Raw genomic sequence first — 26,250 nt, 5'->3', positions numbered from 1 at the left:
ATTGCCGTTGCTCAGCTTCTCCCGGGAGCGTTCGCGGGTCGCCAGCACCAGCGCGATCTGCCGCTCCCCGGTGCCCGTGCCGGTGGAGGTGATCGTGTACTCGTAGCGGGTGGAGTCGACCTCGGTGTAGGCGCGCGGGCTGAGCGCGGTCATCGTCCACGACTGCTCCTGCAGCACCTGGCCCTGCAGCAGCGGGGCGTCGGTGATGGTGTTGCCGTCGAAGTCGGTGACGCTCTGCCCGGTGCCGCCCAGGAAGGTACGGGTGTCGACCGTGTAGCCGGCCGGGTCGCTGCCCGAGCCGGTGATGGTGCGCACCTGGCCGTAGCCGCGCCATTCGGACTTGTCCGGCGCCTGGCCGGGCTCGGCGAACTGGTCCGGGTCGATCCAGCGGGGCCCGCCGAGGAACTCGTACTGGTGGACCACGTCCGGCGAGCCGGCCACCATGTCGCGCTCGACCACCTTGGTGGCCAGCTGTTTGAAGAACCGGCTCCACGTCTCGTAGCCCTGGTCGGGGTCGCTGCCCATGTCGACCTGGTAGCAGTCGCCGACCTTGTCGGTCAGGTAGTTGCCGCCGACGCGGCCCTTGCCGCCTCCGCACGGGTCGGCCTGGCCGTAGGTGACCTCAATGCGGCCGCCCATGCCGTTGCCGATGGCGGCGATGCGCGGCACCATCCGCCAGGACAGGAAGTCGGTCCAGTCCGACCAGTTGTCGTAGTCCATCTTCCCGGCCAGCATCACCGCGTCGAAGTCCAGCGGCGGCAGCATCACCTCGGGCTCGGTGGCCATGCCGGTCTGCTGCACGGTGTCCAGCCACATCACCTGGTCATAAGCCCAGGCGAAGTCGGTGCGCTGGTAGATCCACTCGTGGGTGAGGTCGAGCCGGTCCACCGGGTCCCACTCGCCGGTGCTCGGGTTGCGCGACTCGGTCTGCACCGTGGTGAGCTTGCGGGTGGAGTAGAACGCGATCGCGTCGTTGGTACAGGTGGCGGGGTTGTCGCAGTGCAGGTCGGTGGGCACGTCCTCACCGTCGCGCGCCGCCGTGGTGAACACCGTGCGGGCGGTCGGCTGGCTGCCGGCCACCTGCGTGTTGTGCCCCCACACCACCTGCGACAGGAACCCGCCCCGGTCATACGGCAGCACCCGGTAGGTCTCGTGCCCGCAGGAGGGCAGGCAGAAGTAGTTGGTCTCGCGGGTGTAGGAGTAGTCGATGACGTTCTCGTTGCGGTCGATCTCCTGGTCCAGGTTCCACCGCCACACGCCGGTGCAGGTGGGCGGGATCTCGTCGTAGTAGTAGCGCTCGTAGCACGGCTCGTCCGCCACCACGTACGGGTCGTGCTCGTTGCCGATGTACGGGGTCTGCCACTGGGCGTCGCGGTTGTGGCCGAACCGCCACACCTGCCCGTCCTGGTCGATGATCTTCCAGTACGGCTGCCCGTCCGCGCCGCCGGCGACCTGCTCGACCTTCCAGCCGAAGTCCGGCACCGTCTTCCACGCGCCGGTGTCGCGGTCCTGCACGATCGAGGCCGAGCGGCCTCCGGCCGAGAGCACCAGCTCTGACTGGGTCTGGTCGTTGGTGGCCGGGTCCCCGTCATTCTGGTCGGGTGACTCCCAGCACAGCGCCCCGCCGCCGATCCCGAGCTCCTCGGCCCACCAGATCAGCTCGCCGGAGTTGTCGTCGAACCAGTTGTCCACATAACAGCGGCGGTAGCGGCGCTCGATGAACCCGGCGTTCAGGTCCCAGCCCACGCCGACCACGCCGGACTGGTTGTTGGTCCACCGGCCCTGCCCGTCCACCGACGAGGCGTCGTACTGCAGCGACAGGTCCGGCCCGTTCCCGGCCGGGGAGGGCGCCTCGGGGAGCGGCACGTCGTAGTCGAACCCGCCGCCGGAGGTGCCCGCCTGCCAGGTGCCGGACGGCTTCAGGTCGGTGGCGCCCCAGTTGCCGTCCGGTCCGGTCAGCCCGGCCGCCAGCAGATACACCGACCCAGCGGCCAGCTGTGCCTCCAGTGCTGCAGTCCTGGCCTTGGCCGCCGCCTGCTTGTCCTTGCCCGTCACAGGCTCGGCGACGGCCGGGGCAGCGTCCGCCGGTGCTGCGTCGACTTCGGCGGTCAGCGTGCCGGCCTGGACGTCGTTGACCGCCTGCACGACCTGCGGCCGGGTCACGCACGAGCGCGGCCGCGGCTCCTCCAGCACGCACACCGGCAGCCGGACGAGCTGGAGGCGGCTGGCGAAGTTGCCGCCGTAGGCGTCACGGAAGGCAGCGTAGGAGAACTCCGCCCGGACCTGGCCCGCCGCCTTTTCGCCGTCGGCGCGGATGATCCGGGCGGCCAGGCCGACGCCGCCCAGCTTGCGCACCGTTTCCGGTGCCAGCGTCTCAATCTTGACCCGGTCCGGCCCGGTTCCCTTGACCTGGCCGAGTCGTACCGACAGCTTCTCGGCCGCCGCCTCCCCGGCTTGGGGCAGGTCCACCTCGGCCGTGCCCGCCTGGGGCCAGACCGGCTTTTCACGCGACACCTCGGGCACGGACTCTTCGGCGCCCTTGGCCGCCTTCTTGCCGGGCACGTCACGCCCTCGCACCGACTGTTCCGGATCAGGTTCGGCTGCGGCTGCCTGCGGGATGAGCACGTCCGGCACGCCGATGCTGGAGATCAGTACCAAGCAGGCCAGGCCGATGAGCAGCGCTGCGAACCATGCGCGCATGTCGGATCCCTTCGAGGGCACGCTGACGCAGACCCCGGCAAAGAGGCCTTTATGCGCCATAAAGCAGCAATAAGACGATCACTGGGAATGTGATCGACTCACGAAGATCGGTCAACAGCGGGAGTGTCGCTTACCCGACACGCTCAGTCAGGGGTCGCGGGCTGACGAGGGTCATGGATGCTGGTCAACCGTGAAGTTGCGGATACGACATACCAGCAGGTGTGAGATGGGTCACAGAACGGTTTCGGGCACCGCTTACCGCAAATAGGCGCAATCCGAGTGATCCGCTAGGAAAGAAAGGCCGATTTGTCCCGGTGGTCACGTGCCTTTCGGCTATTCGGTGCGTGTTCCGGTGGGATCCGGAAAGTGGTGATGTGACCCGGCTGCCCAAGCACCGGAGGACGCGCTGGACGGCGGAGTCGGCATAGTGGGCGTGGTCCTTCACGGTACGGACGCGGGGACGGGCACATCCCGCCTGGTCGCGGACTCTATAGCAGGCCTAGCTCAGTGATGGTGCGGTCGACGATGTCAACGTCGTCGCGTGGGGGGCCGTCCGGTTGGTGGTGTTGGCTGCAAGGTCGCATGCGGGTCTGCAGGCGCTCGGCGGTGCTGGGGCGGAGCCGGTCGAGGTAGTAGGCGGCTTCGCCGGAGGTGGCGCCGTCCCAGGTGTAGGCGGTGCGCCAGGCGCAGTACAGCATGGACAGCTCTTCGATGACGTCCCAGTGGCGGGGCCAGCAGCTCAGGATGGCTCGGGGGGCGTCGGGCCAGGCGAACAGCACGTCACGGACCCAGTCGGCCAGTTCGGCCAGGCGTTCGGCCTTCTCCTGATGCGACATCCGGGGCCAGCACCAGGGGCGCGGAGCTCCCCCGGGCGGCTTGCCGCTGGAGCGCTCGGATCGGCTGGGGGACGTGTTCAGTTGGGCGACGGTGTGGGCGAGTTCTTCCAGCTCGGCGGCCAGGCCAGTGATGATCTCCGGCTGGGCGTCGTCTCCGCCGTCATTGCGGCTGCCGGTCACTGTCGGTGGTCGTCCGGTTCGTCGTCGCGGACGTGCCACGGCCGAGCCAGACGGGGGCGGCGGCTCATAGTGGCCGGGGGTTGAGAAAGCTGGCAAGCGGTGGAGGTGAGCGCCGACGGTTTCAGGGCCGGCAGCGGCACCTGACCCTTCTTGCGCCAGCGCTTGTAGTCGGCACGCTTCCAGATCTGCTCGATACGGACGATGGTCGGAGTGGCGTTGCGGCGCAGGACCAGAGCCCGCCAGGTCGGCAGCCGGCGAGCCTGCTCAGGCGGCAGCACGGGCACGTTCTCCCAGCGGCGGGTGTGCAGCCGCCGGCCCGACTCGTCGATCGATGTCTCCCAGTACGGCATCGCGATCTCGCCGCACAGCTCCGACATCGTCTTGAGGTCTTCGGGGTCGGAGGTGGCGCCGAACAGCATCTTGGCCTTGGCGTTGTTCCAGATGGTTCGGGCTCCCTCAGGCCCCCACCGTTGGCGGAACTGCGCCTGGGATTGGCCCGCGACGATGAAAACCAGGCCGGAGCCGGCGGCGGTGGCCAGCCAGCCGGGCAGCCGGGGGATCGGACACACCTCCGGCGCCTCGTCCAGCACGAACAGCACCGGCGGGTCCATCCGGCGTCCGGGGCGGCGGGAGGCAAGCGCGCGGGCGTGGTGGTGGAGTTCGGCGACCAGGGTGGTGAACAGCACGGGGATGGCTGGGGTGACGTCGTCGCCGGCGATCAGGTACAGGGTTTCCCGGCGGCGCAGCAGCTCGTCGAGGTCGAGCCCTTCGCCGGGAGCGGGGCAGATCATGTGGGCGATGGCCGGGTCGTCCATGCAGCGCAGCACCTGGCGGAGGGTGAGGAAGATGCTGTCGCGCGTACGGACGTGCAGGGTGTGATAGCGGCGCACCAGGGCGGCGGCGCGGTCGGTGTCGAGCCCAGGCCGGGGGCGGGTGAGGATCTTCAGCGGTGTGGGGTCCTCGTCCAGCGCCCAGGCGTAGACCTGTTCCATCGTCAGCCGTTCGAGGGCAGCGGCGTGCATGAGCGAGGCCAGCACCATCGCGGCCTGGTTGGTCCAGAACCCCTCGTCGGACACGCCGCCGGTCTCCGCCGCGGCGACCATGTGCGCGGCTCGCCGGATCGCGGTGGCCTGGTCGTGGCAGCCGTCCACGGGGGACCACCGGACGGTGGAGGCCCAGGTGCCGAACCGGTCAGGGTTGAACAGGTGGACGCGACGGCGCTCGCCGCGCAGCCCGGCGGTCAGGCCGACAATGTCGTCACGGATGCTGGTGACGATCACCGCGCCCGGTGCGTCCAGGATGCGCCCGGCCAGGTGAGCGGTCTTACCCTCCTTCTGCGGAGCCAGACACAGCAGGCCGTCCTCGAAGGTGGCGTACGTACGCATGCGGAAGATCCAGCCCTGCGCCCAGCCGAGGAACAGGGCGATCTCGCTGTGCGCGAGCAATCGCCGCCGCCACCAGCTCCGCACCGACGGGCGCGCGTGGCGGGCGACCTTGCGAGCGGAGGGCAGCCCGTAGTGCAGGTAAAGCTCCAGACGGCGAGCGAAGCCCGCGCCCGGATACATCCGCAGACGCAGCCGCCACCACAACGCCAACCCTTGGCGGCGACGCGGATTACGCAGGCGGTGGACGGCTACGGCGGCCACCGAAGCGGCCATCAGGGCAGCGACCGCAGCGACGAGCACGCCCGTGTGCGGGAACTGCGGCCAGCCGTTACCGGCCAACCCCGTGGTCATCGGCGTCCCCGGGGAGGTCCGTCGTGGCATTCGGCCCAGGTCAGACAGGTCGGAGCGAGCAGTGTGCCCGGTGGTTCCTCCGGCCCGCCGCGCCGGGATGCACGGGTGGGGGCTGTGCGGGTGGGTGCGGCACGTGCCGCCTTGGTGACGGTCACGGCGGGCCTGCTGGATGCCCGCCTGCTGGGCTTTTTGGCCGACGAGGTGGGGGATGGGCGGGGCTTGGTGGAGGCGGTCCGGCGGGGGGACACCGAGGTGCGTGTCGCGCTGACGGTCGGGCTGGGGCTGGGCTCGGCAGTGGTCGGTGGGTGGCGGGTGGGCGGGGTGCGTTGCGCGTACGAGAAAGGCTCGTCGGGTTCGGTGGTGTGCTGTCCCAGGGGGGCGAGGGCCAGCCAGGTGCCGAGGCCGATGGCGGCGGCCAGGGTGCACATTAGAGGCATGAGCTTGCGCCAGTCGGTGCGGGCCGGCTCGAACTCGTCCTCGTCCTCTGTGGCAGGTGCGGGTGGTGGGTGGTGCAGGCGGCGTGTGTTGATCGGCGTGAGAGGCGCGTCCGGTTTCCCGCCGTCCGCAGACGAGTCCCGCCTGTCCGGGCCGAGTTCGACGGGGTATCCGGCGCCGACGTCAGCGAACGCGGCCGGGCCTTCGTCGCCGTCGAAGCGGCCGTCGGGCAGGTTCGGAGGGTCGGACGGCATGAGGTGTCGCACCCTTTCGACGTGGTTCACACGAGGATGAAGATCTCGCCGGCTGCCTTGCTGAGGGCGGCGATGTCCTGCCGGATGCCGAGCTCGGTTGAGCGCGGGTCGAACACCACCGAGAGCCGCTCGCGCAGTTGCTGGCGGATCAGCTGCGACCACAGGCGGTTGCTCGCCAGGTCGGCGTCGAGCAGCCGGTAGGTGCGGCCGCCGTCGACGGCGTGGTGCCCCCACAGCGTCACCGTGGGTACGCCCAGTCCGATGACGGTGCCGATGCGGGCGTTGATCTGGGCCGTGGCCTGGGCGTCGTCCCAGGGGGCAGCGGTGCCGCTGTGGGCCAGGCCGTACTCGCGCGAGCTGATCTGGGCCAGCGTGTCCCAGTCGAGGGCCTTGATGCTCAGCCATTGGGCGCGGGTGGCGATCGCGGGTGTGATGGGCTGCTGCTTGCCGGTCTTCGGGTCGTGCAGCTGATGCTGGTGGTAGGCGGAGGCGAACAGCCCGTTGGAGACGTACACCTGCTCGACGGCGCTCGCCTTGATGTAGCGCTCGACGAGTTCCTTGGTGGCCAGCGGTGCCTTGTCCCGCATGGCCGCGACGCAGGCGGTGGCCGCGCCGCAGCCCAGCTCGGGCACCACCACGCCGATCGCGAGCCGCTTACCGGGCACGGCCTGGCGCAAGACTGCAACGGTGTGGCTGAGAAAGGCCTCGACGTCGTCCGCGCTCGTGAACCCGCTGTAGGCGAGGTTGTCGGCGAACTTGACGCCGATCACGCCAGGCTGACGGGCGTCCTCGGCGAGCGCGTCCAGAGCTGTCCGGAATCGCGTGGCGCCGGCGAGATAGTCGTCCGCAAGGTCACTCTCCACCCAGATGCGCAGCCCGGCCGCCCGTGCGGCCTTGATCGCGGCGGTGCCCGGCTGGTCTGTCGCCGCAGGGCTCGCAGTGGCGTCGGGCGACAGGCTCTCGACGGGAGTGGCCGTCGGTGTGGGGGCCGAGGTCGAACTCGTCGTGGCCGATCGGCGAGGGCTGGGACGCACCGTGGCGGAGGCGGTGGGGGACAGCGGCTCGGCGGCCTCCAGGTTGGCGCCGCCGTCGGCGGCCCAGAACGCGGCGACCTCGGCGGCGTCTTGCGGTGGGGTCAGCCAATGGCAGACCACATGGGTCGGAGTATCAGCAGGCAGCAGGTCCCGGCAGGAATCGCCACGCTGTACGTCCATGGCCTGCTCGGCGCCGGGATCCGCTGGGCTGTTGCCGGGGATCATGCCGGGGTCGGCCCTGGCCAGGAGCGGCATGCACACAACGAGCGCCAGCACGCTGCCGGCCACGGTGAACTGCGCTTCTCGCCGGGTGATGCCGGAGAAGAACTGTCTCATCTGGGATGCTCCAGGGAGGGCGTTCGAAGAGGGTCAGCCGTGGGGGCAGTTCGACCAGTGGCCCTGGCCGTCGCCGACGTGGTTGCCGGTGGGTATCCAGATGCCCTTGTCAGCCGCGATGGTCCAGCTCACGTGGACCGTGGCCGTACCGCTCGCGGTGGTGGTGCCGGCCGAGATTCTGCCGTCGCCGGTGTTGGTGGCGCGCCAGGTGAGCGTGATCGTCCCTGCGCCTCTCGACGAGGAGCAGCCCGGCTTGGCCTGTGGCGCGCTGACGATGAAGCGCGTTCCGTCGACCACCATGCCGTCGCTGGCGGAGGCCGACACCACGCGGCCGCTGCCCGGAGAGAACTCGATGGTAAACGAGCCCGTCCGCGCCGCGCCCAGGCTGATGCCGGTCGGAAAGACCCGCGCGGATGGCGCGGCGGGCTTGGGCAACCGGCGACTGCTCGTGGTGGTGGCGCGACCTGTCGGGTCCTGCCCACCGGTACGCCCGGTTGCCTGATCCGGATCGGCCGTACGGGTGACGGCGGGGCTGGGCTTGGCACTGGCGCGATCGTCCGAAGGAGACCCGGTGCGGTGGGGTACGGGCGCGGACGTCGCCACAAGGGGCGGCTCTTCGACCGCCGGTTCGAACGGCGGATGCGTGGCGATCAGGGTAATCGTCTCAGCCGCAGGAACCGAGGTTGGTGCCTGGCGGGCTGAGTGCAGTCCCGACCAGGCCATGCCGATAAGCGACACACCCGCGACCACCCCGACGACCATCATGCAGACCCGCAGCGTCGGCACCACAGGACGCAAGGACAGGCGGGCCTCGGGATCGGCCTCGTCCGGGCGCCGCCGCCAGAACTCCTCCACATGCTCGCTGCCTTGCTCCCAGTTCCGAAACGGCCGGTCGTCGGCCGCAGCCGGGAGCCGGATGCTGGGCGTGTGCCGAGCGTCGGGCAGGAGCGATGGCTGAACCGGAAACCCGTCCGCACGCCACAGCGCTTCCTTTTCGCCGAGCGGCTCGGCCAGGAGCAGCTCATCGGTCAACGTGTCCGGCGCGGCCAGGATCGGCGCGTCTCGGGCCAGGTCAGCCCCGGCGGCGTTCACCGCAAGCCATGCCTCCACATGCTCGCGTGCCTCGGCTACAAGGGCCTCAATCTGGACCGCGCCGACGTCGAAGATCAAGGCGATCTCGAAGTCAGACAGCTCATGCCGTACGGCCAGATCGAGCACCTCGCGTTGGCCTGGTGACAGCTCGGCCAACGCCTCACCGAGCGGCCCGTCCTGGTCCAGGTGCGACGCAGATCCCTCTTGGGCGGCCAAGGTACGGTGCGCACGAGCCAGCCCGTACAGCCAGGCGCGCAGGTGCTCATCGTCGACCACGCGCTCCGCGTGCAAGCAGGCCGACACCAGCGTGCCGGCCAGGGCGAGCCCGGCCTCGCCGGAGCTCAGCACGGTTCGCAGGTAGTCGTACAGCCGGTCGCCGTAGCGGTGCCGCAGGTCCTCGATGACCTCGCGGGCGTCGTCCGATAGCGAGTGCCACATCGGCTCTCCTGGAATGAAAGGGGTACCGGCCGGCTTCGCGATGACCGGGACGGTGATCGCACGCCGTTCATCCATGACCTGCCAGCGGACGGGGCGCCGCCGTATACAGGTCGGTGGCGAGCTTGATCAGGTCGATCTTGTGGCCGTGCTCGTCAATCGCCCAGCGTCCGGGGTCGTGGGTGTGCAGGTTCAGCCGGATGGCGCCGGAGGTGTCCCGGACCCAGAGCCGACCCAGCGGGTAGAGCCCGACCAGAGGGAAGCGGGCGTTGGGCATTTCGGCGCGTAAGGCGCGGGCCAAGGCGCTGGAGCGCTGCTGGATCTTGGTCTCGTAGACGTTCTCCACCGCGATCGCCAGCCGCGGAGCGTGCGGCGTGGAGACGGCGGCGCGCAGCTGGGCGGCGACGTAGCTGACCTCGGCCAGCTCGACCGGGGTCGTGGGCGGGGCGACCTGCACGAGCAGCCGCCAGAGCCGGTCCTGGGCCGCGACGAGGTCGACCAGCTCCGCGGTCGACGGGACCCGGCCACAGCTCAGGGCGTGCCGCAGGTAGGCGCCGACGCTTTCGAGCTCGGCCGAGCCCTCCACCCGCACCGGTCGCTCCCTGGGTGCGCAGGTAAGGGCGGCTCGCCAGCTTTCGGAGTGCAGGCCGACCAGACGGGGATGGCGGGCGGCGACCGCCTCGCACCACTCCAGCAGCAGCCCTGCCGGGACTTCACCGTGCTGCGCGGCCTGCAGCAAGGTCAGGGTGGTGGCGGCATCCGGCACATCTAGCACCACCCGGACCGGAACATCGGGCGGGACACGTGACAGCACACCCGCGCCCACGGCCGGCAGTCGGGCCGCGGTCTCGGCCTCGGAGACCGTCAGGTCGTCGTCCAGCCGCAGCCCCACGACCGGTTCGCCGACCTGATCGCGGCGCAGCGAGGTGATGGGGACGCTGCGGCCGCTTTCGGTGACCAGCCGGGCGGCGCGGGTGCTGAAGTGGCATCCGCCCGAGATGACGGTCACCTCGTGCAGATCGTCCACTCTCGAGTCGGCGGGCGGGGTGCCGCCGATGAACACGTGGTGGACGGCATCGCGCAGGCGGAGACCGCTGTAGGCGGTCACGGTCTCGTGGCCGGGGCGCAGGTCGCGCTCGCACACGACGTCGGCCACCGGCACGTGGGTGTTCCACAGGTAGCTGAGCAGCTCCCGCTGGCGGCGGGCGGCCCGCTCGGCTGCTCGGTGCAGTGGATGCGGAGCGCCGTCGGCGGGTGCTTGCCACCAGCCGCCCGTCAGAGGGTGCGGTGGAAGCACTTCGGGGGCGAGATCGATCTGGCTCAGTCGGGCCGCGGACGACGTACCGAGCTGATCCAGCACGTAGAAGGTCGTCATGAAGCCTCCTTCCAGGAACTGGTGTTGGGCAGCCGCACCGAGGCGATGCGTGCGTCGAGCAGCAGCGGCCCGAGGCGTGGCCCTGCCATCCAGTCGCGAACCGCCTTCAGATCCCGGCCCTGCCGGACGACGGTCGCCGCGCACCCATGGCCGGCCGCGAGCGCCGCCAGGTCGACCAGCCCGTACGGGCCGTTGTCGCTGGTGTTGTAGACGACGATCAGCAGGGGCAGCGCGAGCCGCACCGCGGTCTCCAATTCGGCGGCTGCTCTCAGCGCGCCGGTGTCGCCGAGCGCCGCCAGAGTCAGCCGGTCCGGGTTGGCCAGCGCCGCCCCGATGCCGCCGGCCAGGGCGAGCCCGGCTTCCTCGAATGCTTGCCAGGAGCAGAACCCCTGCGCGTCCGGGATCCGCAGCAGGCTGATCGGGTGGCTCATGAAGTCGCCGCGGTCGACGACGAGCGTCCGCTCCTCGGGCAGCAGCGCGTCCAGCAGTTGCGACAGCGTCCGGGGATCGATGCGGCCGTCGAGGTGGATCGGCTGGTAGCCGACGTCGTGCCAGCTGGACTGCTCGTTGATGCGGCGGCGGATCTCTTCGGTGCGGTAGCCCGTACGGGAGCGTGGCAGCCTTTCCAGCAGGGCGCGGGCCGTGGCCCCGACGTCGCCGACCACGCCGAGGTCGATGGTGCGATGGACGCCGAGCATGCTTGGGTCGAGGTCGACCTGCGTCACGTGGGCTCGGGATGCGATGAGCGCGCCGCGGCGGGTGGTCCGCTCGTGCAGCGAGCACCCCCAGCCGATCAGGACGTCGGCATCGTTGATCAGGTCGGCGACCGCCGGAGTGGACCAGTCGCCGGCAATCCCGAGATTCCACGGGCTGGAGGCGAACAAGCCGTGCGCCGCGGCGGATGTGGTGAGCAGTGCACCCGCGCGCTGGGCCAGTTCCTCAAGCTCCCGCCCGGCGTGCCGGGCGCCGCGCCCGGCGATGAACACCGGCCGGCACGCGGCGGCCAGCCGGTCCGCCAGGCGCGCGACCGTCTCGGCATCCGGCACCCGAAGTGCAGGAGCTCGCAGGTCGCCGAGCGAGGCCAGCAGGTCGTCCGGCGGAGGCGGGCAGGAGGCCGCCAGCACCTCCCGCGCCAATGTCAGCACCAGCGGGCGGCGCTGCGCGCGCGCCGCGTGCAGGGCCCAGGCGACGACGCTGACCGTCTCGGCCGCGTCGATGACCGGTTCGATGAGCGCCCCGGCGGCGGTCAGCAACGCCGCCTGTCGTGCCATGCCGCTGTGGCCGCCGGTCCTTTCACACGCGAGGACCAGCAGGGGCGTACGGTTGTGGGCCGCTTCCAGGATGCCGGTGATGGCACTGGTCAGAACCGACCCCTGCGAGATGGCCAGCACCGCGGGCTCGTCGCTGGTCCGCGTGTAGGCCTCGGCCATGGTCGTCGCCCCGCTCGGGTGCCGGGCGGCGACCACCCGCATGCCATGCGCGGTCAGGGCAGGAGTGAGCGGGCAGTCGCCCGCGGCCACGCCGAAGACGATCCGGACCCCGAGCGCTGCCAGCACCCGGCCGACCGTCTCGGCGACCGGGATCACCGCAGCTCCCCGGATACACGGGCGCGCGTCACCACATGAGAGATGAACATGAGAAAGTGCCTCTCGCGTCAGGCCAGCGGGTTGATCAAGGAAGGCGCCACGCGGCCGCTCAGCGTTCGGATCACCTCACGGGTGGCTTCCACCCGGGCGCAGTGCCAGGCCATGTAGGTCAGCGCGGCCCGGTGGTCTTCGGCGTTGAAGGCGGCGATCGCGTCGCCGAGGACGAAGGGCTTGATGTCGTTGCTGAAGGCGTCGACGGCGGTCGCCTGGATGCCGATATGGGCATAGACGCCGCCGATCAGCAGCTGGTCCCGGCCGGAGTTGCGCATCAGGTGAGCCAGCGGGCTGCGTACCAGGGCGCTGTAGCGGTGCTTGGCCAGCAGGATCTCGCTGGGCTCCGGCATGAGCGGGGCGCAGATGTCGGTGTCCGACCTGGAATCGGTCAGGCCGGGACCCCACAGATCCGCCAGCAGCCCGCGGTCGGCGGGGTCTTGAGAGCCTGGCTGGGCGGTGTAGACGACGGGCACTCCTAGCTCGGCGCAGCGCCGCCGGATGGACAGCAGGTTGGACAGCACGTCGGCGATGGGGGAAGCGTCCATCTCGTAGGGCCGCAGGAAGTAGTGCTGCATGTCGTGGATGAGCAGCACGGCGCGGTCCGCCTCGAACGTCCAGTTCAGCCGGTTGCCGGGCAGGGTGGGCAGCATGTAGGGGGCAATGGCAGGGATCGCCACGACAGCTCCTTTTCAGTTCGGGTTCACAGGTCGGTGTGGACGCGCAGTGCGCGCAGCAGAGTGGAGAACTTCGCGCTGGTCTCGGCGAGCTCGGCTTCCGCCTCGGAGCCGACGACGATGCCCGCTCCCGCGTACAGGCGCAGCGTGTCGCCCGACAGGACGCCGCAGCGCAACGCCAGCGCCCACTCGCCGTCACCGGCCGCGTCCTGCCAGCCGACCAGGCCGGCGTAGAAGCCGCGGTCGACGGGCTCCAGAGCGCCGATGACCTCGCGGGCCAGGTTCTCGGGAGTGCCGCACACCGCCGGAGTTGGATGCAGGGCGGCGGCCAGCGTCAGGCTGCACGTGCCCGGATCGCGTAGTCGCCCGGTGATCGGCGTGCTCAGGTGCCACATGGTGGACGTGGCGGTGAGCTCCGGCCGGGCCGGGACGTACAGGTGCTCGCAGAACGGCGCGAGCGCCCGGGCGACGGCGTCGACCACCAGCCGGTGCTCGTGCAGGTCCTTGGCCGAGCCCTGCAGGGCCAGCGCGCGGGCCTGATCGACGGTCGGATCGAAACTACGCGGCGCCGAGCCGGCCATCGGGGTGGTGGCGACGGTCCGGCCGTGGCGGGAGACGAGTAACTCGGGGCTGGCGCCGATCAGCCAGGTGTCCTCACCGGTCGGTGCGGCGTACACGTACCGCGCGTTGGGGCCCGGTAGGTGGGCGAGCAGCTCCTTTACCGAGAGCGGGCGGTCCGCCTCCAGGACCATGGTGCGAGCCAGGACCACCTTGTGCAGCGGCCCGGCTTTGATCATCTCCTGGGCCTGCCGCACCGCCGCCAGGTAGGCAGCCGGTTCGGGTTCGGCCTTGAGCGTCCAGGACGGGTGGCGGCAGCCGAAGCAGTACGGAGCGAGCAGCGGATCTGCCCAGCGGGGAGCGCTGCACAGCGCCAGGCGGGAGGACTCGGCGTCGAAGGCGATCAGTCCGGCAGCGGCCATGCCGGGCTGGTGCAGGGCGGTGGCGACCTGGCTGGCCAGCGCCGTCAGCGGGCCGGTCAGCGGCGCCTGCTCATCGTTGTCGTCGGCCAGCAGCAGATGGGCTGGAGTGCTCATCACCAAAGTGGACGGGGTGATGTCGATCGACAGAGGTACGGGGGCGTCGCCGGGCACCGGAGTGCGCATGGGGATCAGTGGCGGCGTGGACACGGTCACGGTGGAGGTTCCTCTCGAAAGGGAAGGCGGAGGGCGTCACCCGGTCAGGCTCGCGCCGCCGTCGATGACGAGGTCCTGCATGGTGATGTGGCGGGCCTGCTCGGAGGCAAGCCAGAGCACGGCCTCGGAGATGTCGGCCGGTTGCGCGACGCGGCCCAGGGGGATGCCCAGCCGGAATCGGTCAGGGTCGCCCGCGATCGCCTGGTCGGCGCTGGTGAGCGCGGACAGCATGGCCGTGTCGGTTGATCCGGGCGAGATGCTGTTGCAGCGGATGCCGGCGTGAGCCAGTTCCAGCGCGAGGTGCCGGGTGAAGGCGACGATGGCAGCCTTGGACGCGCCGTAGGCGGCCAAGCCGATGCGCGGCACGTGGCCGGCGTTGGAGGCGATGTTGACGATCGTGCCTTGGCGGCGTCGCACCATCGGCTCGGCCACCGCTCGGCAGATCCGGATCGTGCCGAGGGTGTTGACCTCGAACAGCTCGCACAGGTCGTGCTCGCTCAGCTGTACCAGCGGGCCGTGGCGGAGCACGCCGGCGACGTTGACCACGATGGCCAGCGGGCCGAGCTCTTGCTCGATGGATCGGACCGCGGCTTCGACCGTGTACGGGTCCCGTACGTCGCACGGGAAGGCCGTTACGTGCGGGAGGTCCTGTAGCGGGCCGTACTGAACGTCCAGCGCGCCGACCTGGGCACCGGCGGCGGCGAGCCGGGCGCAGATCGCTGCGCCGATACCCTGCGCGGCTCCGGTCACCAGCGCGACGCGGCCGGTGATTCCCGCGACATGCTCGGTCATTCCGTCCCGCCCTCACCGTTGAGCGCCGCGTCGATGGCGGTGATGGCGTTCTGGCAGACGTTGCGGACGTGGTGCAGTCGGCACAGCCGGTCGGCGGACGCCACGTTGAGCACGGGGATGCGCGCGGTGGTCACCTCGATGGGCGCATCGGAGGCGGGGCGGGGGAGAGGAAAGGCCAGCAAGTCGCCGGGGTGTCGGCGGGAGGGCATGTGGTTCTCCTATGAGTGAAGGGACAACGAGTACGCAGGGCGGACGCCGGAGGTCAGCCGGGACAGCTCGTAGTCGGCTTCGCTGCGCACCTGGACGAGGGCGGCGCGCAGTTCGGCCAGCAGCCGGTGCAACTCCTGCACCTCCTGTTCGGCTGGGATGCGCCTCGTGTTCTCCCGGGAATGGGCTCCTCGGGCGGCGCGCAGCGCGGTGAAGACGGCGGCGGCCGCCAGGAGCGAGGCGATGGCGATGACAGCGACGAGCACCGCGGTGAAACCGGCGCGCGGGCCGGAAAGTACGGGCTGTTCCAGCAAGATGGACGAGCCCGCGACTCCCAGCGCCCCGCCGACCATGCGAGCTGCGGTCACAGCACCGGCCGCCGTGGCGAACTGCTGTGGTTCGGTCGTCAGAGTGCCCGCCGTGAAGGTGCCGGTGGCCAGCGCGCCGATCCCGGCGCCGATGGTCGCCAGTGCGAGCACCATCCCGGCCGACAGCTCGCCGATGCCCAGCAACAGCGTGCACCCGGCCACCACGGCGATCGCCCCTGTATAGATCACCGCAGTGGTGCCGCACCGCTGACCCAGCCGGCCGGCCAGTGGCGCGGCGACGAGGACCGTCAGCGAGATCGAGATCAGCCACCAGCCCGCTTCCGCGACCTCCAGCTCGTGGATCTGCTGCAGGTACAGCGGAGTCATCACCAGGACCGTGTACTGCACCGCCCCGAACAGCGCGGATGCGATCGTGCTTGCGGCCATCTTCGGACGGCGCCGAAGCGAGTGCCCGTCTCCAGCGGGGCGAAGCGAGATCGCCAGCTTGACGGCCGCCGCCGCGATGGCGACCGCCATGCAGCCCACGGTCTGCGGCGAGGTCCAGCCCCATTCGCCGCCGTGCCAGATGGCCAGCACCGCCGCCGCGATCCCGGCGGCGGGCACGAGCGTGTCCGCCACCTCGGGCCGGGCCGTCCGCGTCTGGTTGTTCGGCAGCAGGGGGACGACCGCAAGGAGCAGGATCGCCAGCCCCGCACTGCACAGGTAGGCGACCCGCCAGCCGTGAGCGGCGATCAGCACACCGCCACCAGCCTGTGCCACCGTGACGCCCAGTCCGGAGCAGCCACTCCAGATCGCCAGTGCACCACGGCGGCGGGCAGGAGGTATTTCGCCCAGCAGCAGCGCGAGCGAGGTCGGCAACATCATCGCCGCACCGATCCCCTGGAGTAGCCGTCCGCCCAGCAGCAGGGGCCAGTTTCCTGCCCACGCGACCGCGACGGCTCCCAGACTGAACAGCACCACCCCCGCCGCGAGCACGCCGCGTCGGCCGAGCGCATCGGCCCAGCGGCCCGCGGCCACCAGCAGCGCCGCGATGGCCGCGAAGTTGATGACGTTGACCCAGGTGAGCTGGGACGCCGGCACCTGATCGGCCATCGGGTCGGTCGCCAGCTCGCCGACCACCAGCGTGGTCACCCCCGCATCAGCCATGATCACCGCCATGGCGGTGCAGGACGCGGTGAGCAACAGTCCGCGGCGGTTTCGCGCGCGGTGGCTGCCGCGTTTGGCAGGCCCGCCCCGGGTGGGGTGGAGGCCGGGACGGGCCTGGCTCATGGGGCGGCCGGCCGAGTTCGGCCGCTCTCGTGTATCGGGTGTGGTTGGAGGCTTGCTGGCTACGTACTGTGGTTGGTGGGTCAAGCCCAGCGGGGCGTGCGAGTCGGCGACGGGGGACGGGCTACTCGTTACCTCGGTGGTCACCTGCCGCAAGGTAGGGAGGGCCGGTGTTGGACCCGTTGCGGCGAGGTGTTGATCGGGGTGACACTCGGTCGCGAACCGCCGGTCAGCGTGTGGGATCGATAAATTCGATCACGAGCCGATTGCGGAAGATCTTCTCGCCAACGCGTACGGGATCTCACTATGATCTTGACGGGCCCGATGTCAGAGAAAATCACCCTGTGACTCGAGGAGTGGCGTGCGCACGCAACAGCCCGACGAAGAGATGTCCTCTCCCTCTCCCGCCCGGATGTACGACTATTTCCTGGGCGGCACCACCAACTACCAGGTCGACAGGGACGCGGCCGAACGGGGACTGACCTACGCGCCGGAGATCAAGACCATCGCCACGGCCAACCGGCAGTTCCTGATCCGCGCCATCCGCTTCCTCGCCGAACAGGGCGTCAACCAGTTCCTGGACATCGGCTCCGGCCTGCCCACCCAGGAGAACGTGCACGAGATCGCCCAGTCGGTCACCCCGTCTGCGCGGACTGTCTACGTCGACAACGACCCCAGCGTGCTGCCGCAGGCCCAGGCGTTGATCATCGGCGATGACCGAACCCGGTACATCCAGGCTGACGTCCGCGACCCGCACGGCATCCTCAGCCACCCCGAGACCACGCGGCATCTGAACCCCGCCCAGCCGTGGGCGGTCGTGCTGTGCTCGGTGCTGCACTTCGTGCCCGACGCCGATGACCCCTACGGCGTGGTCTACCGGTTGATGGAGGCCGCGCCGGCAGGCAGCTACCTGATCTTCTCCCATGTCAGCAGGACCGACGTGGACCCGGAGCTGTACAAGATTTTGATGGCGACCAATTCCAACAACCTCAGCAACCCGATCACGTACCGGACGGTGGAGGAGATCGCCCGCTTCTTCGACCAGCCGGACTGGGAACTGCTGCCGCCGGGCATGGTGGACGTGCAGCGCTGGCAGCCGGACGGCCTCGCCGATGACTTCATCCCTGGGCGGGTACGTGTCTTGGGCGGTGTGGCCCGCAAACGCTGAAGGCCGCTATGTCCTCCCGGTGTCCTGGTCTAAGGATCTTCGGCACCGTGACAGGCCAGTCCGCGGTCACCTTCGAGCGACTGCGCAGCCACGTGTGGGCCTCCTGCCCCGTCTTCCTGGCCGACCAGACGGTAACAATGCCGTTCGAAGTGCTTCGTTGCTCTCGTGTCCGCCACCAGAGCAACGAAGCGATGCCGCGATTCCCCTAGCGTTCTTACTCATCGTGCATCGAAAAGTTACGGACCGCCGATAGCATCGGGGTTTGGCTTGGCCTCGGGGGCAACGGCCGGCAGGACACAGCGAACGACAGCGGAGTGGGGCGCATGCTCGAAGGCCGGTGGACCACCGTCACCGAGTCCGAGTTCGACCATGAGCGCCGCGGGCTGGAAACCACCCGTAAGAAGCTCCCGGACGGCGAGCCGTGGCGGGCTTGGTCGAACTTCACCTTCACCGCGCACGCAGGCCACGTGCGAGAGGTCGACCTGCTGGTGGTTACCCCCGGTGGCGTGCACATGATCGAACTGAAAGACTGGCGCGGCAGCCTCACCACCGAGAACGGCACCTGGGTGCAGACCACCAAGGATGGCCGCCGCGTCCCCCACGGCAACCCGCTACACCTGGTGAACAAAAAGGCCAAGGAGCTGGCGGCACTGCTGGGGCAGTACGGCAAGCGCGTGTGGGTGTCCGCAGCGGTCTGCTTCACGAACTCCTCGCTCAGGATCCACCTTCCCGCCCACGACCAGAACGGCGTCTACACGATCGACGAGCTCGTGGAGATGCTGCAGCAGCCCGCGCGAGACGAACGGCGACGAATCACTGCCACCGACTCTCGCGAGATCAAGGGCGCGCTGGAGCGGGTCGGCATCCGCCGCAGCGACGCGGAGTACAAGGTCGGCCCCTACCTCCTGGAGCGCAAGTCCTTCGACACCGGCCCGACTTGGGCCGACTACCTGGCCCGCCACAGCGAACTGCCCGAGCTGGCTCGCGTCCGCATCTACCTGCGAGAGCGCGGCTCGGACGCCTCGATCCGCGCGTCGGTGGAGAACGCCGCCCGGCGCGAGGCCGCCGTCCTGCGCCGCTTCCGTCACCCCGGTGTCGTCCAGCTGAAGCAGTACGACCCCTCCGGCCACTCGGCCGGCCCCGCCCTGATCTTCGACTACCACCCGCAGACCCTCCGCCTGGACGAGTACCTGGTCCAGTACGGCGACAAGCTCGACATCCTCGGCCGGATGGCCCTGGTCAGGCAGCTCGCCGAGACGATGCGCTCGGCCCATTCAGGTCGAATTCATCACCGCGCGCTGGCCGCCCGCTCCGTGCACGTGATTCCCCGCAACCGGGGCCGGAAGGGCCAGACCATCGGGGAAGAGGCCGCCTGGCTCGCACCACGCCTGCAGATCTCCGATTGGCAGATCGCCACGCAGCGCAGCGGCAGCGGGCCGTCACAGGGCATGACGCGATTCGCCCCGACAGCCCTGTCGGCGATCCACCTGTCAGAAGGTTCGGACCCGTACCTTGCGCCTGAGCTGACCGCGACGAACCCCGACCCGATCGCCCTCGACGTGTACGGGCTCGGCGTGCTCACCTACCTGCTGGCGACGAGCCGGCCTCCCGCCGCGAGCCAGGCCGAACTGCTGGCGCGCCTGGAGGCGGGGGAGGGCCTGAGGCCCAGCGCGATCGTGGACGGGCTCTCGGAGGACATTGACGAGTTGGTGCAGGCAGCCACCGCCTACCTGCCGGAGCGGCGGCTTGCCACGGTCGATGAGTTCCTGGAGATGCTGGAGTGCGTCGAGGACTCGCTGACCGCTCCCACCTCGGGCCCTCACGACACCGATGCCGCGCAGGTTCCGGAGAAGGACCCGCTGGAGGCCGTCGCGGGCGACGTGCTGGCCGGCCGCTGGGAGGTACGGCGCCGCCTGGGCACCGGCTCCACGAGTCGCGCCTTCCTCGTTCGCGATCTGCGGGCGGATCCGGCCGTGCGGGGCGCCCGTGCTCTCGCGGTGCTGAAAGTCGCCCTGTCTGACAGCCGCGGCGAGGTCCTGGCTCGCGAAGCCGAGGTCATGGGACGGCTGCGCCCCGACTCGCGCATCATCCGGCTGGTCGAGCCGGAGCCGCTAACCATCGGTGGCCGTACGGTCCTCATCCTGGAATACGTCGGCGACGAACGCGACCCGGATGAGAACGCAGAGGCCTCGGGCGGGACCCGTCGCCGCGAAGAAACCGTAGCGCGGCAGTTGCGCGAGAGCGGCCGGCTCCAGATCGACCAGCTGGAGGCGTACGGCGACTACCTCTTCGGCGCGGTCGACTTCCTGGAGGGCGAGGGGGTCTGGCACCGCGACATCAAGCCGGACAACATCGCGATCCGCGTCCGCCCCAACCGCACCCGCGAGCTGGTGCTGATCGACTTCTCGCTGGCCGGATACCCGGTGCAGGAGACGGACGCCGGCACCGACGGTTACCTTGACCCGTTCACCGGGACGTTGACGCGGTCGGTGTACGACGCGCACGCCGAGCGGTACGCCGTCGCCGTCACCCTGCACGAGATGGCCTCCGGTGAGTTGCCCAAGTGGGGTGATGGCAAGGTCTCGCCCCGCCAGACCGACCCGGAGAAGTGGTCGTACCCGACGATCGCCGCTGACGCGTTCGACCCCGCGATCCGGGACGGGCTCGTCGCCTTCTTCCGCAAGGCCCTTCACCGGGACGCCGCACAACGCTTCCGGGACCTCAAGCCGATGCGGGACGCCTGGAAGAAGATCTTCCTGGACCTGGCGGAGACAGCGCCGTCCGGTCCCCGTGGCTCCCGGCATCCGGCACCTGTCGAGGCCGAGCCGACCACCGCCGTGATCGCAGCCGTAGAGCCGGAGTCCGCCGAGCAGCAACGTGACCGGCTCGCCGCCGAGGTGACCCGAGAAACCCACCTGTCGGCCTCCGGCCTCAGCCCGGCCGCCGAGTCGTTCCTGTACGGCCTGGGCGTGACGACGGTGGGCGAGCTGCTGGACTACAGCCAGCGCAACCTCGTCAACGCCCCCGGCTTGGGTGCCAAGACGCGCAACGAGATCCAGCGCCGCCAGCGCGAGTGGGGCGAGCGCCTGCGCCAGGCACCCGTTTCTCCGCTCACGCCGGAGGGCCGCCGTGCCGCCCAAGAGGAACTGCAGCGGCTCAGCGCCACTGAGTCCGCCCTGGTGGACACCCTCGCCGCCGGCGAGGGCGCGGGTGACCTCCCACAGCGTGCCCTGCGCTCTGTCAGCCTCGACACCCTCACCGCGCTGCTGGTCCCGGAGCTTAAGAAGAACGGGTCGAACCAGAACGAGGCCGAGATGGTGCGGCTGCTTCTGCGCCTGCCCGACGAGCGAGGCGAACTACCAGGCATCGGCGTCTGGCCGAAGCAGCGGGAGGTGGCCGACGCCCTCGGTCTCAGCCATGGACGCATTCCGCAGATGCTGAAGGCCCAGCGGACCAGGTGGAAGAAACTCCCCGCGGTGCAGGCACTTCGCGAGGAGATCCTGGACCTGCTGGCAGGACTCGGCCGGGTCGCCTCAGCCGCCGAGATCGCCGACGCCCTGGCGGTACGGCGCGGCACCCGCATCAAGGGGCGCGAACAGCGCCGCGCGCTCGCCCTGGCCGCGGTCCGCGCCGTGGCGGAGATCGAGCAGCTCGTCCCGGAGGAGAGCGCATTCAGGCACGCCGCCAACCGTGAGGCCGTGGACGAAGCGATGGGCGCGGGCCTGCTCGCCTTGGAGGTCGGCGAGGACGACTCACCCGACACCCCGTCCGCTCCGGGCCTGCTCGACTACGCGCACCGCCTGGGACGGGCCGCCGACCGTCTCGCCGAACTCGACACGCTGCCGACCGCGACCACCGTACTGAGCGAGCTGGGAGCGATCACCCCGCCGGCGGGCACCATCGAGTGGGACGAGCGCCGCGTGGTCGAACTGGCCGTCGCCGCCTCCCGGAACGCCGCAGCCACCCCGCGGCTGGAGATCTACCCTCGGAACCTGTCGCTGGTGCGGGCCCTGAGGCTCACGCAGGCGGGCCTGGTGCGGCTCATCCCCGGCGTGCCCGAGGGACGGCAGCCGGGCCTGACCGCCGAGGACATCCACGAGCGGGTACGCGCCCGCTTCCCCGAGCTGACCAACGGCCGGGGCAGCTACGACCTGCCGACCGGAGGAGCCCTGACCAAGGCCCTGCGGGACGCCGGATTCGACCTCACCCTGTCCACCCGGGAGGACACCGGGACCCTGCGCTACCTGCCCACGCGCATGGACACCGCCTCCAGCTATCTGACCGTGCGCGCCTGGCGGCACACCACGGCCGACGCCGGCATCACCCGGTACGCCGACGACCCGCAGATCGCGGGCGCGGTGCGCGCGGAGGAACGGCTCACCGTCTCGGCTCGGCGCGACGGGTACCGGGTGCTGACCGTGCGCGCCGGGCTGACCCGGCAGGCGATCGCCGAGCTCTCCTCCGGCAGGTTCGGGGCCGAGACGGTCTCGATGACCGGGCTGTTCCTGCAGGCCCTGCACGAGCTGGTGCCTCCGGGGACGAAGCCGACCTGGGAGACCATCCTCCGTGCGGACGTCGCCGAGCCTGGTACGCGGGCGGCGCTGAAGTTCGCCGAGTACACCCGTACGGCCTGGGGCCGGATCGAACCGCGGGTGCGTGACCTGCTGGAGACGGGCACCGGCCCGGTGCTGCTCACCGACGCCGCTGTGTTCGCCCGTTACGACGCGATGGGCTTGCTGGACCGGCTCGCGGAGGCGGCCCGGCAGGGTCTGCGCGGCCTCTGGCTGCTCTGCCCGCAGAGCGACCCCGGGCGTGAGCCGAAGCTGGGCACGGTCGCGGTGCCGTACCAGGCAGGGCTGGGGGAGTGGATACAGCTTCCCGACGCATGGGTGCGTAACGAACACCGAGCTGGCGCGAAGAACCAGAAGACGTGGGAAGGGGCGAGATGATCGACCGCAAGGCTCTGTTGGAGGATCTCAAGCAGCAGGTCAAGGCGGTCGAGGCCGATCTCGCCAAGCAGGTCAAGGCCCTGCCGGAGATCGGGGCGCGGCTGCGCGCCGAATACGACCAGGCACGCAAGCTGGGCCGTACGGCGGCGACCTGGACCTCCTGGCTGGACGAGCGCGTCACCCAGGTCGCGGTGGCCTGGGTGCTCGGCACGGTCTTCGTGAGGTTCTGCGAGGACAACATGCTGATCTCCGAGCCCTACCTGACGGCTCCGGATGACGAGCGCCGGGACCTGGCCCACGCGCGGTACGAGGCGTACGTCGAGGAGGACCCGGACCCGACGTATCGCGGTTGGTTGGAACGTGCCTTCGCGGACCTTGGCGAGGGTCAGGCGGGCAGGCTGCTGTTCGACCGGGTGCACAACCCGCTCTTCCAGATCCCGCTCTCGCATGACGGGGCGCGGACGCTGGTCGAGTTCTGGAGGGAGCGAGACGAGACCGGCACGCTCATCCATAACTTCGCCGATCCGCTGAGCGAGGACGGCACCCAGGGGTGGGACACCCGCTTCCTGGGCGACCTGTACCAGGACCTGTCCGAGCACGCGAAGAAGACGTACGCGCTGCTGCAAACCCCGGAGTTCGTAGAGGAGTTCATCCTCGACCGGACGATGGACCCAGCGGTGCGGGAGTTCGGCTTCGAGGAGCTGAAGATGATCGACCCGACCTGCGGGTCGGGCCACTTCGTGCTGGGTGCGTTCCGGCGGCTGGTGCGCCTGTGGGCCGAGCGCCGGCCGGACGTCGACAGCTACGAGCGGATACGGGTTGCGCTGGACTCGGTGCACGGCGTGGACGTGAACCCGTTCGCGGTGGCGATCGCCCGCTTCCGTCTGTTGATCGCCGCGATGGCGGCTGCGGGCATGCGAACCCTGGAGAAGGCCGCAAAGTACGACTGGCCGATGCACCTCGCAATCGGCGACTCGCTCATCAAGGAGCGACAGCTCGAGTTGCCGCTGGGCGAAGAGGTGCCGCGCGACCCGTTGGCGGAGTTCGCCTTCGCAGTAGAGGACGTTCACAAGCACCCGGGTATCCTCAAGCCTGGCCGGTACCACGTCGTGGTCGGCAATCCTCCGTACATTCAGGTGGAGGATGGCAGCCTCAACAAGATCTATCGAAAGCTGTACAACGCCTGCGCGGGGACGTATGCACTCTCAGTGCCGTTCGCTCAGCGCTTCTTCGAGCTGGCTAAGCGGGGAGATACTGACGGGCGCGGGTACGGCATGGTCGGTCAGATCACGGCGAACTCATTCATGAAGAGAGAGTTCGGGACGAAGCTTATTGAGGAGTTCTTCGCCCACAAGGTCGAGTTGACCGAGGTCATCGATACATCGAGTGCTTATATTCCTGGGCACGGGACGCCAACGGTAATCCTCATCGGCACGCGACGTTCAGGAAAGGCGCGTTCTCAGACCGTCCGCACCGTGCGGAGTGTTCAGGGGGAGCCCGTTGCGCCAGAGAACCCGGAGGAGGGCTTGGTTTGGCAGGCAATCACAGAGCAGATCGACAAACCTGGGTCGATCAGTCGATGGGTCTCAGTCGACGATCTCGGGCGTGAGCAATATTTCGGTAAGCAGCCGTGGATTCTGGCCGATGGCGGCTTGGAGATGGTGGAGCAAATTCACCGTGCTGCTGCCACTCTACTCAAAGAACATGCGGCAAGCATTGGGCGAACTACCTCGACAGGGGCTGACGATATTTTTTTCTGGCCGGACGAGGAAGCGGTTGGACGTTATGGGTACGTAGGCCGAGTGCGCTCTATGGTAGTGGGCGATGGGGTAAGAGACTATAGCTTCCGTACCCTCATCCAGGTGAGCAATCCATACGCCGATCGCGAGAACTCCAAACCCTTGAATGAGGCTGATGAGCTTATTGTTAGGCATCTATGGATTGATCGGACCCGTCTGCGTCAGAGGAAGATATTCGGCAAGAATATTACGGAAAATGGAAAGCCATGGTATGTCCATCTAGAGAACTATACTAGCAAATTGAGTCGCACTTTTGGAATTGGTTTTGCGTTTGTGGCGACCCATAACCACTTCGCTCTTGACCGAGAGGGGCGACTTTTCAATCGTACTGCGCCGGTGATTAAGCTGCGTGAGGATGCGGGCGAGAAGGAGCATCTATGGCTGCTTGGGTTGCTCAATAGCTCCACCGCGTGCTTCTGGCTCAAGATGATGAGCCACGATAAGGGAAGCCAGTCAGGAACGGGTGGCTTCATGCACGACGAATGGGAACGATTCTATGAATTCACTGGATCCAAGCTCCAGGAGTTCCCACTTCCTGCCAAGGATGCCGCTGCTCTTGCCGCGACCCTCGATGATCTCGCCCGAGAATCCGCCGCTACCAGCCCTGCAGCCATCGCTGCAGCGAGTCTCCCCAGTGCTGCTGCCCTCCGTGAAGGTAAGGCAAGGTGGCAGGCCATCCGTGCTCGAATGATCGCGCTTCAGGAAGAATTGGACTGGCAAGTCTACTCCCTCTACAAACTCCACCCCGAGGATCTGCGCCTCCCGAACGAGTCTGATATCCCTAAACTCGCTCTTGGTGAGCGCGCCTTCGAGATCGCGCTCGCCCGCAGGGTGGCTAGGGGCGAAGTGTCCACTGTGTGGTTCGCGCGCCACGGGTCCACAATGATCACGGAGATCCCGGCCGATTGGCCGGAGCCGTACAAGCAGATCGTGCAGAAGCGCATCGACGCTATCGAGTCATCCCGAGCCATCGGGATGATCGAGCGGCCCGAGTACAAGCGGCGCTGGCCCACCGAAGGGTGGGACGCGCTACAGGACAGGGCGTTGCGCTCCCGGCTGCTGGACCGCATCGAGAAGCGCGAGCACTGGTACGACGACAATGGCCAGCCCACCATCGTCACGCTCCCCAGGCTGATCGACGCCCTCTCTCGTGACGAGGAGTTCGTATCCGTCGCCGGCATCTACGCCCCCCGCCGGGAACTGGCGGCCGTAGTCGCCGACCTGATTGCCTACGAGCACGTGCCTTTCCTGGCTGCACTGCGCTACAAGCCGTCCGGGCTGAAGAAGCGCGCCGACTGGGAGCACGTCTGGGACCTGCAGCGCCATGAGGACGCCGCGCCGGACGAGCCGGCCAAGCGGAAGATCCGCGACTCCATCCCCGTGCCGCCGAAGTACACCTCGGCCGACTTCGTCAAGGCGTCCTACTGGCGGGCGCGCGGCAAGCTCGATGTGCCCAAGGAGCGGTTCATCTCCTACCCCTCGACCACCTCCGGCCTCCCGGAGCTGTACGGGTGGGCGGGCTGGGACCACCGGGAGCAGGCTCAAGCGCTGGCCACGTACTTCACCAACCAGCCCCTGACCAGCGAGGAGATCGCTCCGTTCCTGGCGGGCCTGCTGGAGCTGCAGCCGTGGCTGTATCAGTGGCACCACGAGTTCGATGCGCTCTACAGCGGCTCCCCGGCCGACTTCTTCGCTGGCTATCGGCAGCAGATCCAGGGCGAGCACGGTCTGACCGACGACGACCTGCGCAACTGGCGGCCGGCCGCGCCTGCTCGCGGACGTCGAACCGCGAAGAAGTAGCCGGACCGGCCCCTGCAATC

Annotated in this window: 16 protein-coding genes; 3 read left to right on the top strand and 13 right to left on the bottom strand. The window is 69.3% G+C overall.

Going from position 1 to position 26,250, the window contains the following annotated elements; genetic code table 11:
* The 13 genes from AB0K05_RS41475 to AB0K05_RS41415 form a co-directional block, all read right to left on the bottom strand.
* Positions 1–2,700 (bottom strand): hypothetical protein (locus tag AB0K05_RS41475; protein ID WP_364236950.1); only part of this gene is annotated, 2,700 nt, incomplete at its 3' end.
* Positions 2,701–3,188: 488 nt separating this feature from the next.
* On the bottom strand, positions 3,189–3,536 hold the full coding sequence (locus tag AB0K05_RS41470; RefSeq protein WP_364236947.1) for a hypothetical protein: 348 nt from the start codon (positions 3,534–3,536) through the stop codon (positions 3,189–3,191).
* 176 nt (positions 3,537–3,712) lie between these two features.
* Positions 3,713–5,452 carry a TraM recognition domain-containing protein gene (locus tag AB0K05_RS41465; protein WP_364236944.1) on the bottom strand — a complete coding sequence of 580 codons (1,740 nt, stop codon included), beginning with the start codon at positions 5,450–5,452 and terminating at the stop codon, positions 3,713–3,715.
* Complete coding sequence (locus AB0K05_RS41460; RefSeq protein WP_364236941.1) at positions 5,449–6,141, bottom strand: hypothetical protein; 693 nt, start codon at positions 6,139–6,141, stop codon at positions 5,449–5,451. Before AB0K05_RS41460 ends, AB0K05_RS41465 begins: the two co-directional genes overlap by 4 nt.
* A 26-nt stretch (positions 6,142–6,167) precedes the next feature.
* Entirely contained in the window at positions 6,168–7,511 is a 1,344-nt protein-coding gene (locus AB0K05_RS41455; protein ID WP_364236939.1) for a hypothetical protein, read from the bottom strand.
* Positions 7,512–7,544: 33 nt separating this feature from the next.
* Entirely contained in the window at positions 7,545–9,116 is a 1,572-nt protein-coding gene (locus AB0K05_RS41450; protein WP_364236936.1) for a hypothetical protein, read from the bottom strand.
* Positions 9,109–10,413, bottom strand: coding sequence for a hypothetical protein (locus AB0K05_RS41445; RefSeq protein ID WP_364236934.1), 1,305 nt, complete (start codon positions 10,411–10,413; stop codon positions 9,109–9,111). Before AB0K05_RS41445 ends, AB0K05_RS41450 begins: the two co-directional genes overlap by 8 nt.
* Positions 10,410–11,999: a thiamine pyrophosphate-binding protein gene (locus AB0K05_RS41440; protein ID WP_364236931.1), complete on the bottom strand. Its 1,590-nt coding sequence runs from the start codon at positions 11,997–11,999 to the stop codon at positions 10,410–10,412. The genes AB0K05_RS41445 and AB0K05_RS41440 overlap by 4 nt, the downstream gene beginning before the upstream one ends.
* Positions 12,000–12,067: 68 nt before the next feature.
* Positions 12,068–12,730 carry an isochorismatase family protein gene (locus AB0K05_RS41435; protein ID WP_364236928.1) on the bottom strand — a complete coding sequence of 221 codons (663 nt, stop codon included), beginning with the start codon at positions 12,728–12,730 and terminating at the stop codon, positions 12,068–12,070.
* Between the two features lie 23 nt (positions 12,731–12,753).
* Complete coding sequence (locus AB0K05_RS41430) at positions 12,754–13,920, bottom strand: isochorismate synthase (RefSeq protein WP_364236926.1); 1,167 nt, start codon at positions 13,918–13,920, stop codon at positions 12,754–12,756.
* A 36-nt stretch (positions 13,921–13,956) separates the two neighbouring features.
* On the bottom strand, positions 13,957–14,712 hold the full coding sequence (locus tag AB0K05_RS41425; protein WP_364236924.1) for an SDR family oxidoreductase: 756 nt from the start codon (positions 14,710–14,712) through the stop codon (positions 13,957–13,959).
* Positions 14,709–14,921: a hypothetical protein gene (locus AB0K05_RS41420; RefSeq protein WP_364236922.1), complete on the bottom strand. Its 213-nt coding sequence runs from the start codon at positions 14,919–14,921 to the stop codon at positions 14,709–14,711. The genes AB0K05_RS41425 and AB0K05_RS41420 overlap by 4 nt, the downstream gene beginning before the upstream one ends.
* A gap of 9 nt (positions 14,922–14,930) precedes the next feature.
* Positions 14,931–16,406, bottom strand: a complete 1,476-nt coding sequence (locus AB0K05_RS41415; RefSeq protein WP_364236919.1) for an MFS transporter — start codon at positions 16,404–16,406, stop codon at positions 14,931–14,933.
* A gap of 469 nt (positions 16,407–16,875) precedes the next feature.
* On the opposite strand from AB0K05_RS41415, the gene AB0K05_RS41410 reads away from it, so the two are divergent.
* From AB0K05_RS41410 to pglX, 3 genes are all read left to right on the top strand, one after another.
* Complete coding sequence (locus AB0K05_RS41410; RefSeq protein WP_364236916.1) at positions 16,876–17,682, top strand: SAM-dependent methyltransferase; 807 nt, start codon at positions 16,876–16,878, stop codon at positions 17,680–17,682.
* 323 nt (positions 17,683–18,005) lie between these two features.
* Positions 18,006–22,631, top strand: a complete 4,626-nt coding sequence (gene pglW / locus AB0K05_RS41405) for a BREX system serine/threonine kinase PglW (RefSeq protein ID WP_364236913.1) — start codon at positions 18,006–18,008, stop codon at positions 22,629–22,631.
* The gene (gene pglX / locus AB0K05_RS41400) at positions 22,628–26,230 is read left to right on the top strand and encodes a BREX-2 system adenine-specific DNA-methyltransferase PglX (RefSeq protein WP_364236910.1); all 3,603 of its coding nucleotides are present in this window, start codon (positions 22,628–22,630) and stop codon (positions 26,228–26,230) included. Before pglW ends, pglX begins: the two co-directional genes overlap by 4 nt.
* Positions 26,231–26,250: the final 20 nt, after the last annotated feature.

This window comes from Nonomuraea sp. NPDC049486 (genome assembly GCF_040676925.1).
GTDB classification, from domain to species: Bacteria; Actinomycetota; Actinomycetes; order Streptosporangiales; family Streptosporangiaceae; genus Nonomuraea; species Nonomuraea ferruginea.
The sequence above is the reverse complement of the archived record's forward strand: the minus strand, read 5'-3'. Positions and strand labels throughout refer to the sequence as shown.

Coding starts and splice junctions, on each gene's coding strand:
- AB0K05_RS41455 (WP_364236939.1), bottom strand. CDS start 7,511: ATGAGACAGTTCTTCTCCGGCATCACCCGGCGAGAAGCGCAGTTCACC.
- AB0K05_RS41420 (WP_364236922.1), bottom strand. CDS start 14,921: ATGCCCTCCCGCCGACACCCCGGCGACTTGCTGGCCTTTCCTCTCCCC.
- AB0K05_RS41465 (WP_364236944.1), bottom strand. CDS start 5,452: ATGACCACGGGGTTGGCCGGTAACGGCTGGCCGCAGTTCCCGCACACG.
- AB0K05_RS41470 (WP_364236947.1), bottom strand. CDS start 3,536: ATGTCGCATCAGGAGAAGGCCGAACGCCTGGCCGAACTGGCCGACTGG.
- pglX (WP_364236910.1), top strand. CDS start 22,628: ATGATCGACCGCAAGGCTCTGTTGGAGGATCTCAAGCAGCAGGTCAAG.
- pglW (WP_364236913.1), top strand. CDS start 18,006: ATGCTCGAAGGCCGGTGGACCACCGTCACCGAGTCCGAGTTCGACCAT.
- AB0K05_RS41425 (WP_364236924.1), bottom strand. CDS start 14,712: ATGACCGAGCATGTCGCGGGAATCACCGGCCGCGTCGCGCTGGTGACC.
- AB0K05_RS41460 (WP_364236941.1), bottom strand. CDS start 6,141: ATGCCGTCCGACCCTCCGAACCTGCCCGACGGCCGCTTCGACGGCGAC.
- AB0K05_RS41450 (WP_364236936.1), bottom strand. CDS start 9,116: ATGGATGAACGGCGTGCGATCACCGTCCCGGTCATCGCGAAGCCGGCC.
- AB0K05_RS41415 (WP_364236919.1), bottom strand. CDS start 16,406: ATGGCGGTGATCATGGCTGATGCGGGGGTGACCACGCTGGTGGTCGGC.
- AB0K05_RS41445 (WP_364236934.1), bottom strand. CDS start 10,413: ATGACGACCTTCTACGTGCTGGATCAGCTCGGTACGTCGTCCGCGGCC.